10 protein-coding genes are annotated in these 12,167 nt (G+C 62.9%); 2 read left to right on the top strand and 8 right to left on the bottom strand.

Going from position 1 to position 12,167, the window contains the following annotated elements; all coding sequences use genetic code 11:
- Window positions 1-34 precede the first annotated feature (34 nt).
- Together ASD12_RS30880 and ASD12_RS30875 are read right to left on the bottom strand one after the other, a co-directional pair.
- Window positions 35-1,411: an FAD-containing oxidoreductase gene (locus tag ASD12_RS30880; protein WP_056595808.1), complete on the bottom strand. Its 1,377-nt coding sequence runs from the start codon at window positions 1,409-1,411 to the stop codon at window positions 35-37.
- Entirely contained in the window at window positions 1,408-1,869 is a 462-nt protein-coding gene (locus ASD12_RS30875; protein ID WP_056595805.1) for a hypothetical protein, read from the bottom strand. The genes ASD12_RS30880 and ASD12_RS30875 overlap by 4 nt, the downstream gene beginning before the upstream one ends.
- A gap of 184 nt (window positions 1,870-2,053) precedes the next feature.
- On the opposite strand from ASD12_RS30875, the gene ASD12_RS30870 reads away from it, so the two are divergent.
- On the top strand, window positions 2,054-2,611 hold the full coding sequence (locus tag ASD12_RS30870; RefSeq protein WP_056595802.1) for a sugar O-acetyltransferase: 558 nt from the start codon (window positions 2,054-2,056) through the stop codon (window positions 2,609-2,611).
- A gap of 4 nt (window positions 2,612-2,615) precedes the next feature.
- On the opposite strand, the gene ASD12_RS30865 is transcribed toward ASD12_RS30870, so the two are convergent.
- Complete coding sequence (locus tag ASD12_RS30865) at window positions 2,616-3,605, bottom strand: helix-turn-helix domain-containing protein (RefSeq protein ID WP_056595799.1); 990 nt, start codon at window positions 3,603-3,605, stop codon at window positions 2,616-2,618.
- Between the two features lie 127 nt (window positions 3,606-3,732).
- Between ASD12_RS30865 and ASD12_RS30860 the strand changes: the two genes are divergently transcribed.
- Window positions 3,733-4,377, top strand: coding sequence for a cysteine hydrolase family protein (locus ASD12_RS30860; RefSeq protein WP_056595796.1), 645 nt, complete (start codon window positions 3,733-3,735; stop codon window positions 4,375-4,377).
- Window positions 4,378-4,443: 66 nt separating this feature from the next.
- On the opposite strand, the gene ASD12_RS30855 is transcribed toward ASD12_RS30860, so the two are convergent.
- The 5 genes from ASD12_RS30855 to ASD12_RS30835 form a co-directional block, all read right to left on the bottom strand.
- Complete coding sequence (locus ASD12_RS30855; RefSeq protein WP_056595792.1) at window positions 4,444-6,123, bottom strand: formate--tetrahydrofolate ligase; 1,680 nt, start codon at window positions 6,121-6,123, stop codon at window positions 4,444-4,446.
- Between the two features lie 390 nt (window positions 6,124-6,513).
- On the bottom strand, window positions 6,514-7,638 hold the full coding sequence (locus tag ASD12_RS30850; protein ID WP_056595789.1) for a DUF2333 family protein: 1,125 nt from the start codon (window positions 7,636-7,638) through the stop codon (window positions 6,514-6,516).
- Window positions 7,639-7,743: 105 nt separating this feature from the next.
- The gene (locus tag ASD12_RS30845; protein ID WP_056595786.1) at window positions 7,744-9,048 is read right to left on the bottom strand and encodes a DUF6638 family protein; all 1,305 of its coding nucleotides are present in this window, start codon (window positions 9,046-9,048) and stop codon (window positions 7,744-7,746) included.
- A 9-nt stretch (window positions 9,049-9,057) separates the two neighbouring features.
- Window positions 9,058-10,968: an ATP-binding protein gene (locus ASD12_RS30840; protein ID WP_056595782.1), complete on the bottom strand. Its 1,911-nt coding sequence runs from the start codon at window positions 10,966-10,968 to the stop codon at window positions 9,058-9,060.
- Between the two features lie 24 nt (window positions 10,969-10,992).
- On the bottom strand, window positions 10,993-12,138 hold the full coding sequence (locus tag ASD12_RS30835) for a hypothetical protein (protein WP_056595780.1): 1,146 nt from the start codon (window positions 12,136-12,138) through the stop codon (window positions 10,993-10,995).
- Window positions 12,139-12,167: the final 29 nt, after the last annotated feature.

Raw genomic sequence — 12,167 nt, 5'->3', positions numbered from 1 at the left:
AGAAAGGGAATAGCTTGGAAATGGCTGCGGGCCATCAAACCAGCGGCTTCAGCTCCTGGGCAATGGTCGGCAGCAACTCCGAGACATTTGGGTGGATATGCACGGCGCGTGCCAGCGTGTCGACGGGTGCCTTGGCGTACATCAGGTCGAGGACGCAATGCACCGCCTCGTCGCCGCCGGGGCCGAGCACCGAGCAGCCGAGAATCTGCCTGGTGTCGGCATCGACCAGGATCTTCATGAAGCCCTGCGTCTCGCCTTTTTCGACGGCGCGGCCGACGCGGGTCATCGGCCGCTGGCCGACCAGTGCGCGACGGCCGGACTTCTTCACCGCGGCCTCGGTCATGCCACAGCGGCCGAGCGGCGGGTCGATGTAGAGCGCATAAGCTTCGATGCGATCACTGACCTTGCGCGGATCGTTGTCGAGCAGGTTGGCTGCGACAATCTCATAGTCGTTGTAGGAGGTGTGGGTGAAGGCGCCCTTGCCGTTGCAGTCGCCCATCGCCCAGATGCCGGGCACGCTGGTGCGCAGCTGGTCGTCGACGGTGACGAAGCCGCGCTTGTCGACATCGACGCCGGCCTTGTCGAGGCCGAGGTCGTCGGTGTTGGGCGTCCGTCCCAGAGCCAGCAGCACGTGCGAGCCGACAGCCGGTGGCTTGCCGGCCGAGAAGGTTACGGCAATGTCCTTGCCCTGTTTGGCGAAAGCGATGTCGTCGGCGCCAAGGTGAACGGCGATGCCTTCGTTTTCGAGGATCGACAGGATGGCGGCCGAGACGTCCTCGTCCTCGCGGCCGGTCAGGCGCGGGCTCTTCTCGATGACGGTGACTTCTGAGCCAAAGCGGCGGAACATCTGCGCGAATTCGAGCGAGATGTAGCTGCCGCCGACGACAACGAGATGGCGCGGCAGCACGTCGAGATCCATCATCGAGGAATTGGTCAGATAGTCGATGTCGTGAATGCCGGGCAGGTCCGGTACCGAGGCGCGGCCGCCTGTGTTGAGGAAGATTTTTTCGGCGATCAAAAGGTCGTCGCCGACGCGCACCGTGTTGGTGGATTCGAAACGCGCGTGGCCGCGATAGAGCGTGCATTTGTCCATGCCGGCGATCCAGGTTTCGAGCCCGGTGCGCGCGTCGATCGTCACCTTGTCCTTGCGCGCCTTGATCCTGGCATAGTCGACCCCGACCGGGCCACCGAGCGTCACGCCGTAGTCGGCGGCGCGGCGGGCGAGATGCGCGGCATAGGCGCTGGCAACCATGGTCTTGGTCGGCATGCAGCCGGTGTTGACACAGGTGCCGCCGACCAGCTTGCGCTCGATCAGCGCCACGCTCATGCCGGCGGCATTCAGCCGGCCGGCCAGCGGAGGGCCGGCCTGTCCGGCGCCGATGATGATGGCGTCGAAGGTTTCGGCCGTCATGCCACCGCCGCTACGATCAGCAGGCCGCCGATGATCGCCACCGCGTCCTCGATGAAGGCGGCGGGCTGATCCTTGCCGAAGGCGGCCGCCAGCCGGCCGCGTGCTTCGGCGCCGCCCAGCGTGCCGATGACAGCGCCGATGGCGCCGGCGATCAGGCCGCCGATGGTGGCGCCACTGGTGGCGCCGATCACCGCGCCGGTGAAAGCGCCCATGATGATGCGGGCGCCGAATTGCTGCGGCACTTTGCGGCTCGGCGTCGACGGCAGTTGGTCGGTGACCAGCTCGACGATGGCCAGGATGGTGAAGATGCCGACGGCGGCCCAATGGCTCATGAAACTGGCCCAGGTGCCGGCAACCGGCAGCCAGCCGAGCCAGGCGCCCCAGGCGACGGCGGCCGGCGCGGTCATGGCGCGAAGACCGGCAATGACGCCGATCAGAAGTGCGAGAACATACAGCATGGTTGATCCCCCTCGATCACCGGGCCAGGACAGTCCGGAAAAAGCAGGCTAGCATAGGTCCGGCATTTGACCAGCGCATGACTTCGAAAATGCGAATGGATTTTTGCGCGGTGCTGCCGGATGCTGGCACTTTCCCGTTCACCGCAATTGTGCTTTGGCAAAGACGTCACAGGGAGACATCGTCATGGCTGGAAGCGAGCGCGCAAAGATGGCGGCCGGCGAATGGTACACGTGCCTCGATGACGAACTGGAGGCATTGCGGGTAATAGCGCGCGACGCGGTGTTCGAACACAATTGCCTGCCGCCGCTGCAGCGCGGCAACCTCGGGCCAGGTTTGAGAGCACTGCTCGGCAAAGCCGGCGAGGGCGCCCGCATCGAGGCGCCGTTCCACTGCGCCTATGGCTTCAACATCTTTCTCGGAGACGGCGTCTTCCTCAATGCCGGCTGCACCATCCTCGACACAGCGAGCGTGCGCATCGGCAAGGGAACGCTGCTCGGCCCCAATGTGCAGATCTATTGCGCCGAGCATCACAAGGAGGCCATTGGGCGGCGGGCGGGACTGGAGATCGCCAGGCCGGTCGAGATCGGCGCCAATGCCTGGATCGGCGGCTCAGCCGTCATCCTTGGCGGCGTCAGCATCGGTGAAGGCGCCATTGTCGGCGCCGGCGCGGTGGTGACGCGCGACGTGGCCGCGAACGCCACGGTGGTCGGCAATCCGGCGCGGGCGGTCAAGCGGGATTAAGGGATCAAGACGACAGCGCCATGCGCTCGTCCTGGTCGGCCTGCCTGGAGAATTCGCGCCGATATTGCGCCGGCGATGTCCTCAGCCTTGCGGCGAAATGCTGTCGCAGCGAGGTGGCGCTGCCGAAGCCGGCTTCGAAGGCCACCATGTCCATCGATTTCTCCGTTGCCTCCAGCAACCTTTGCGCCAGTTCGATCCGCTGGCCGGTCAACCATTCGCCGAAACTGCTGCCGATCGATTTCTGAAAGCGGCGGGTGAAAGTGCGCCGCGTCAGGCCGGCGGCCTCGGCGACGCTGTCCAGGCTATGCGTCTCACCGAGCGCCGCACGAACCGCGTCGAGGGCCTGGGTGAAACGGTCGGCGTCCGCGCTCCTCGCCACCGGATGCTCGATGAATTGCGCCTGCCCGCCCTGCCGATGCGGGGAAAGCACGATCTGGCGGGCGAGCCGCAGTGCAGCTTCCGCGCCATAGCGGGCGCGCACGATGTGGAGACAGCAGTCGAGGCCGGCGGCGACGCCGGCCGACGTCACGACATCGCCATTGTCGACATAAAGCACCGTGGCATCAACAGAGATGTCGGGATGGAGTTTTTGCAGCTGCTCTGAATAGGCCCAATGCGTCGCGGCACGGCGGCCAGAAAGCAGCCCAGCCGCGGCAATGGCGAAGGTTCCCAGGCAGAGGCCGACAATCAAGGCACCGCGCCCGTGCGCCTGGCGCAGCGCCTCCATCAACAGCGGCGATACCGGTTCGCCCAGATGATGCCAGCTTGGAATGATGACGATGTCGGCGTCGTCGAGCCCTTCGAGCCCATGCGGCGCGGCAACGGTCAAGCCGGCCTCGGTGTGGATCGGCCCGGCCTTGACCCCGCAGATGCGGAAGTCGAAGCGCGGTAGGCCAAGCGCCGTCCTGTTCTCGCCGAAGACCAGGCACGGCACGGAGAGATGGAACGGGCTGATGCCGTCGAAGGCGAGGACGGCAATGATCGGGTCGGTCATGGGCGCTTCCGGCAGTTGAAAGCGGATTGTCCCAATTCTTTCGAACGATGTCAATCAGGCCACTTTTGATTGTCTGGCAACCCGCCTATTTTCGCCCCATCGCATTCAAGCCGGAAAGGAAAACACCATGTCTGACCCAGCCAACACCACGCCGCGCCGGGCATTGATCGTCGTCGATGTGCAGAATGACTATGACGGCGGCAATCTCGCCATCCAGCATCCGCCGTTCCGTGACAGCGTCGTCCATGTGGCGCGGGCGATGGATGCAGCAGCCGCGGCCGGCATCAAGGTGGTGGTCGTCAAGCAGATGGCCCCCGAGACATCGCCGATCTTCGCCAAGGGCAGCCATGGCGGCGAGTTGCACCCCGAAATCGCCAGGCGTGAGCGCGACCATTATGTCGAGAAGAACCTGCCCTCCGCCTTCACCGGCACCGATCTGGAGGACTGGCTGCGCGCCAATGCCATCGATACGATCACGGTGGTCGGCTACATGACGCACAATTGCGACCTGTCGACCGTCATCCACGCGGTGCATATGGGCTTTGCCGTCGAGTTCCTGTCGGATGCGACCGGCTCGGTGCCTTACGCCAACAGCGCCGGCTACGCCTCGGCCGAGGAGATCCACCGCGTGGTGACGATCATCCTGCAGTCGCGCTTCGCCGCCGTGCTCAAGACCGCCGAATGGGTCGAGTGCCTGAAAACCGGCACACTGCCGGAACGCGACACGATCTTCGGCTCCAACCAGCGGGCGCTGTCGCGCAGCGCCGCGTAGGACTATCCGAAAACAGAGAGGGCGCCGCATCGCTGCGGCGCCCTTTCTGTTTTGAATTGAAGGATTTTAGAACAGGCCTTCGATCTTGCCGGCCTCGTTGAGGAATATCTTCTCCGAGGACGGCGCCCTGGGCAGGCCGGGCATGGTCATGACCTCGCCGCAGATGATGACGACGAAGCCGGCGCCAGCCGAAAGCCTGACCTCGCGCACCGGCACGGTGTGGCCGGTCGGCGCGCCGCGCAGGTTGGGGTCGGTCGAGAACGAGTACTGCGTCTTGGCCATACACACCGGCAGGTGGCCATAGCCGGCCTGCTCCCAGGCGTGCAACTGGTCGCGCACCGACTTGTCGGCGATCGCTTCCGAGCCGCGATAGATGCGCTGGACGATGGTGTTGATCTTCTCGAACAGCGGCATGGCATCGGGATAGAGCGGCGCGAACTGCGAGGCGCCGGATTCGGCCAGCGCCACCACCTTGTTGGCGAGATCCTCGATGCCGGCCGAGCCATGGGCCCAGTGCTTGCACAGGATCGCCTCCTCGCCCATCGAGGCGACATAGTCCTTCATCGCCTGGATCTCGGCGTCGGTGTCGGAATAGAAGTGGTTGATGGCAACCACCGCCGGCACACCGAACTGGCGGATATTCTCGATGTGGCGGCCGAGGTTGGCGCAGCCCTTCTTCACCGCATCGACGTTTTCCTTGCCGAGGTCTTCCTTCTTGACGCCGCCATTCATCTTCATGGCGCGCACTGTGGCGACGATGACGGCCGCCGCCGGCTTCAGGCCCGCCTTGCGGCACTTGATGTCGAAAAACTTTTCCGCACCCAGGTCGGCGCCGAATCCGGCTTCGGTGACGACGTAGTCGGCGAGCTTGAGCGCCGTTGTGGTGGCGACGACCGAGTTGCAGCCATGGGCGATGTTGGCGAACGGGCCGCCATGGACGAAGGCCGGGTTGTTCTCCAGCGTCTGCACCAGGTTGGGCTGCATGGCGTCCTTCAACAGCACGGCCATGGCGCCGTCGGCCTTGAGGTCGCGGGCATAGACCGCCGACTTGTCGCGGCGGTAGGCGACGATGATGTCGCCGAGGCGCTTTTCAAGGTCCTTCAGGTCAGTGGACAGGCACAGGATCGCCATCACTTCCGAAGCGACGGTGATGTCGAAGCCGGCTTCACGCGGGAAGCCGTTGGCGACACCGCCGAGCGAGCAGATGATTTCGCGCAGCGCCCGGTCGTTCATGTCCATGACTCGGCGCCAGACGACGCGGCGGGTGTCGATGCCGAGCTCATTGCCCCAGTAGATGTGGTTGTCGATCAGCGCCGAAAGCAGGTTGTGCGCCGTGGTGATGGCGTGGAAGTCGCCGGTGAAGTGGAGGTTCATGTCCTCCATCGGCACGACCTGCGCATAGCCGCCGCCGGCGGCACCACCCTTGACGCCGAAATTCGGGCCGAGCGAGGCCTCGCGGATGCAGACGATCGCCTTCTTGCCTATGCGGTTCAGGCCGTCGCCGAGGCCAACCGTGGTCGTGGTCTTGCCTTCGCCGGCTGGCGTCGGGTTGATGGCGGTGACGAGGATCAGCTTGCCGTCCTTGTTGCCCTTCACCGACTTGATGAATTCGGCTGATATCTTGGCCTTGTCGTGGCCGTAGGGCAGTAGATGTTCGGTCGGGATGCCGATCTTCTGGCCGATCTCCTGGATCTGCTTTTTCTTGGCGCCGCGCGCGATCTCGATGTCTGACTTCACTTCGGCCATGACGGCTTTCCTCTGGATTGGACGATGGAGGGGACGGGTTTGATCTTACTGGCAAGCAGGTTGGAACCGGGCGCGGGCATGTTCTAACCCTGTCGCTGCCGCGGCGTCAACTTGCATGCAACTATGTTTCCTATAGAGAAAATTCCTCCGCGGACCGGCCGACCTGTCATCGGTTCTTCCTGGCTCCGTTGCCGCGCCGTATAGAAGCCAGAGGACGCGTCGCTCCGCCGTCTCAAAACAGCCGCACAATGCACGGAATGCGACAGAGGCGACGGCGCAAATTCGCCATCGCATGCCTAAAGCGCCTCGCGCTTCAGGCTCTTATTTTATGCATGTCGTTCTCCCGAAACCGGGACCACTTTTGGGCGACATGCATTGGGCTGAACAGTCTTATTGCATCAGAACGTTGCTGATTTCGACCATGTTGGAGCGCACCCTGAGCACGTAGAAGCCCATCGTCGTTAGATGCGTCGGCAACAGCCAGCCATCCTCGCGGCCATTGGCGATGATGAAGGGCTGGATCTTCAGCGCCGAAACGAACTGCGAGTCCATCGTGTCCCACAGGTTCTGCAGATGCTTTTCCTTGATGACGTCCTCGAAGTCGGCCTGGGCGCCCTTCATCAGGCCGTAATAGCCATACAACTGGCCATAAGCGAACCAGTAGCGGTCGTCGGCGCGGAAGTCGAACCAGCCATTGTTGTGGTTCTCGGCGCGTTCCTTGAGGATCGCCGACGTCGAGCCGATGTCGGACGAGATACGGTCGATATATTGTTTCAGATTGTCGGCGCGAGCGTCGAAAGTCGCCTGGCAGGTGGCAAGGCGAGCGTTGAAGGAACGCAACATGCGCACGGCATCGCGGTAATAGCTTGGCGTCGGCGTCTTGGGGCCGAACGGGTTCAGGCCGAAATACCAGGTCTCCTCGTCGAACTGCAGGTTGCCGCGGGCATTCTGCAGATCGCTGTCGATCTGCGATGTGGTGCGAACGCGGCCGAGATTGTCGGCGAGTTCGGTCGCGGTGCGTCGCACCGCCTGGTTGATGCCGCGCTGGAACGAGGCCTTGTTGTCCATCCATGGCGTGTGGTCCCAGTCGATGCCGAACAGGCCAAGCTTGTAGAGGATCATCGACGAGATCCAGGCATTCTGGTTGACGTTGAAGTCGGTCAGGTCGGCGGCAATCTGGGCAATGCCAGAGTTGCCGCAGGTCTTGGCGGTGTCCGTGCCGGCGCCTGCGGCAACCTGTTCGCCGGCGGAGACATTGCGCTTCTCGAACGTGTAGGTGTCAGGATAGTTCGGGTTGAAATTGTTCCACCACTGGGTGGCGTAGAAGAAATTGGCGTAGAGGCCGATCAGCACCAGCAGAGCGACGCCGACCGCCGCCTTGAGGATCCAGCCGCGCTGCGTGTACCAGCGCCCGGCCCACAGGAACGGCCACAGGATCACGCCGATCACAAGCCCGATGCCGCGGCCGATCCACTGGAAAATCCGGGTGAAGAAGTTCACGATCGGATCGAGCATGGCGATGTCACCCCCTCAAAGCACGATGCCAAAAAGTTGCAGACTTCTTGGATAACATCATGCGCCGAAACAATAAATTAAAACGAAATGGCGGTTCATTTCGTTCTAGTCAGTCAGGCCGTAGAGGCGTGTGCGAAACGCCGCCTTGTCCTTCAAATATGTGGTTTTGAGAACGTCCACAACATGCGATCGCCAGGCGTCGCTGAAGCCGTCATAGTCCTTGTAGAAGCCCTGCTTGTTGAAGACGTAGCGCGAGACGAAGTCCGACGGCACGAAATCCGAGATCAGCCGATTGGTCAGCCAGGCGTCGGGATGATCAGGCTTGGCGCGGATCACCAGGAAGCGCTGCTGCGGGAAGACATCCTCGATCTTGAGGTGGCCGAGCTGGGCGATCTCGCGCTTGGCGGCGTTGAGGAAGGGGAAATTGCCGTCCCTGGTGATCAGGTCGGCATGGCTCTGGATCCAGGTCTGCAGCCAGACCTTGTCGACATCGGTCAGGTTGCGGTCCGGCTCGGCATCGCGGATCAGCGCGCGCACCACCATCTCGGCGCGGTGCTCGAGATAGCCCGAGGCCTCGACCCAGGAGGCACGAGGCAGCTCGATGCGGCCGGTGGTGGCGAGGAACTTGAACACCTTGTCGGCGTCGTTGATCGGGAGATAGCTGACCTGCCACGGCCGTGAACGGCGGAAGCCGGGTGCTGCCGGATCGCTGATCACCGTCGTCATATCAGGGTCGACGAACACATAGAGGCCGCCGAAATGGCTGGTCCAGTAGGCGTTGTGGCGGAAGATCACCTGGTCCGGCACCAGCGCGTTCTCGCGGATGTCGCCGCAGATCTTGGCGAGGTCCACCATGCGGGTCAGCATGGCACTGTCGCGCCATGCGTCGGGCTCCTGCTTCAGCCGGTCGACGAGCTTGCCGAGTTCGGCGGCCTTGCCCAGCACATCCTCGGCCGACAGCACCTTGAACTCGACCTGGTTGATCGACAGCAGGTCCTCGATGTCGTTGACCTTGGGAACGGAATCCTCGATCTCGCCGTAGATGACGTCCTTGATCGTCAGCGCGTCGATGGCGCGCTGGTTCTTGGACATGAACTCAAACATCAGCTGCGAGGTGTTGGAGAAGGCTGTGTGCACCACCGGCAGGTCGATCTGCGACGGCGTCAGGATGATGAAACGGCGGTTGACCTCGTTGGGATCGAGATAGTCGTAGTCGTCGCATTCCTCGGCCACTTCGGGCGAGAAGCCGGTGCGGTCGATCTGGAAGCTTTTCAGCTTGGTCGGCTTCAAGCCGAATGCGGCGAGCGCCTTGTTGTAGCGCTGGATCAGATGCGGCTCGTCGACCGTCAGCAGCCGCCCATAGATCAGCTCATTGTCGCGCAGAAGATCGGGTTTCTTGGCGTGGGTCATTGCCTACCTCTAGGCATTCCATAGCCCCTTCTTCTTCATCTCCTCCATCTCGCGCGCGGCCCGTTCGCGCAGGCGTGCGTCGCGCAGCAGTTTTTGCACCGCGGAGTCGTCGGACTTGTCGGAGTAGCGGAACTCCGAGTCGGCGTAGCGGTTGATCTCCTGCATGACCATGTCCATCGAGAACGGCCCGCGCAGTTCTTCGATCATCGCTTTCTTCTCGTCGTAGGCCCTATGCATGAAGACTTCCGGCTTCTCGAACCAGTCGTCGGGAAGCTCGATGTCCATGGCGCGCATCTTGATGGCGTCGGTAACGTTCTTGATGGCGCGGCCGGTGAAGCGGGGCTCGGCATCCTTGATCAGGTGCAGATAGGTGCCGATGTCGGCCATCGATTTCGGCGCGCCGTTCTCCTTCATGTAGCGCTCGTAGACCTTGATCAGCCCGTCTTCTTGCGGCTTCTCGTGCTCCTCATAGGCCTCCGTCACGGCGCGCTGGATTTCCTGCGCGGCGTACAGATCGTGGTCGCCGAGCGGGATCTTGTGGTTCTTGCCGGCGAGCAGCACGAAGATGTCGATGTAATCGTCTCGCGACTGCGGTCCGTCGACCAACCAGCGGGCACCGGCGCGCTGGCGCAGCGCGTCGTCGACATTTTCGGGATAATTGGAGAACATGCCGAACGAGCAGTTGCCGCGCACCACGGTGGCGGCACCGGCGAAGGCATCCATCAGAACGCCGGTTATTTCCTGCTGGCCGGCCGAGGCGCGGTCGTCGGAACGGCGCGCCGCCACCTGGTCGATGTCGTCGATGGTGCCGAAGCCGATGACGCGCGGATTGAGCACATTGTTGATGAACTGGCGGCAGTTCTGGCCCGACTTGCCCTGGTAGGACGAGATCTGGTCGACGCCGAAATTCTCGTAGGCGAAGGGATAGCCAGCGACCTGGCAGTAGCCGTTGACGAGGCCGGCGATCATCTGGATCAGCGTCGTCTTGCCGGTGCCGGGCGCGCCGTCGCCGATGAAGGTGAACAGGAAGCCGCCAAGCTCCACGAACGGGTTCAGTTCGCGCTCGAAATCGTAGGCCATCAGCATCTTGGCAAGCTTGACCGACTGGTATTTGGCGATGTGGTTGCCGACGACCTCTTCCGGCTTCTTGAAGGTCATGACCAGCGGCTTGGAGCGCTTGCCCGGTGCGACGTCGAAACCATCGAGGGTGAAATCGTCGGCATCGATGCGGATATGGGCGTTCTCGAACGGACCGATGCCGTCGAAGCGACCCTTGCGCGCCAGAAGCCCGTCGATGGCGACGCGGGCAAAGGCACGCGCCCTTGTCAGCAGGTCGGCGTCGTCGGACGAGCCTGAGATCGTCTTGTCGAGACCGGCGAGGATCGACTTCACCGCATCCTGCGGTGTGTCGAACAGAAAATCGGGCTCGGGAATGTCGTTGGGCGCCTCGCCGTCGCTGTCGATCAGCTGGAACAGATAGGAGGCTAGGCTGAAGGCGGAGATGTAAGCGGAGGCCGACAGAAGCTTCTTGAAGGTGGATGCCTCGTCGCCTTCGAGCGGGGCGCGCGTGTTCTTGGCCTGCAGGCTTTCGAGGTCGGAGCCTTCGGCAAAGACGTCCGATATTGCCAGCGCGATCGCCGTGCCGCGCCGGGCGCGGAACAGGAGCGTGTGCTGCGGGATGGTCAGCAACTGGTCGTCGGGATGGACGGCGCCGACGGTTTTCGACAGCTCGACCTCGCGCGTGCGGCGCACTGAACCGACCGAGACGGTCGAAACGAAGCGGCGGTTGGTGCCGGCAAGTGCGGTGCCGGACTCGCGTGACGGATCCTCCAGCACGACAATGCGGGTGATGAAGCTCTGCGCGGTTGCGCGGTGCTTCTCGATGGCGGCTTCCGGTATGGTGGTCAGGCCGGTATCCATGAAGAGTGCTCCGTGGTGTGACGGTCAGACGTCTGAGATGACCTGTCCATTGGACAGGATGTGAACCTTGTAGCCGGCAAAAATCTTCTGCGCCTCGCCGGCGGCGTAGAGCGCCTGATACGCCTCGTGCGGGATCAGCGCATGGTTTTCGTAGCTCGACACGCCCTGGCGCGCGGCTTCCAGATCGTCGGTGTTGATGTAGAATTCCTGCGTGGTCTTCTCGCTCGAAAACAGGCCTTTGCGGCCGGGCTTCTCGCTCTTTGAATAGACCTCCTGGATGGTCCAGGTCAGGAGCCAGGCATTTTCCGGCTTGCGCACCTTGGCCAGAACTTCGGTCACCGTCGAATTGTTGTCGGTAATGCCCGCCGAATAGAACGGGCCGAGCACAACGCGGCGCAGCTGCTTGGGGTGCAGCGGCTCGAAATCCTTGTCGAGGTTGACCGCGATGGTCGCCGGCGACAGCGTATAGGCAGAGTTCTTCTCGGTGAAGTCGTCGAAACGATGGGCAAGCTCGGGATTGAGCAGGCCGTCGACCGGCAGCGGAATGTCGATCGTCTCGTTCAGCTTGCCGTTTCTGTCGACAAGCTGGCGGATCATGGCGTCGGAGGAATCCTCCACCGTCACCATGTAGACCAGAGGCAGGTTGGCGCTGCCGTCGAACGTCGCCCAGTGGACGAGATAATAGGGCCGCCCCGTCTTCGGGTTGACCGAGACCTTGGCCGTCTGCGCCAGGGTGAACGGGCCGAAGGTGTTCTCGCTTTTCACGTCCTCGAGATAGAGCCGCTCGGCCATCGACTTCTGCAGCGCCTCGGGGAACTCCTTGTGGCGCAGGATGAAGTCGGCCATTTCCTCGCGCAACTCGCCGGCCAACGGAATGTTGGCAAGCCGCGCGTCGGCCTGGCGGCGGTCGTTTTCCAGTTCGAGCAGGTTCTGGAAGACCGGGAAGCCGCTCTCGGCGCGTGAAATGCGGAACGTGTCTATGAAGCCAAGCCGATTGCGCCAGCAGGAAAACGACTTGTCGAGCCGGGCGATGTAATCGGCGACGATCTTGGCGACAATGCCATGCCGGTAGAGCGGCGAGCGATCGTCGCGCATGAAAACTTCAAGGCCGCTGAGCGCGGCCGTGATGGCGGAGAAATACCGTGCCGCGGCTTCGTTTTCGGGGGTCATGCCTGTGCGCTCGCGGGCAGTCCTGTCAC

The organism is Mesorhizobium sp. Root102 (assembly GCF_001425625.1).
GTDB lineage: Bacteria > Pseudomonadota > Alphaproteobacteria > Rhizobiales > Rhizobiaceae > Mesorhizobium.
Note: the sequence above shows the minus strand (reverse complement) of the source record. Positions and strands in the feature narration are given on the sequence as shown.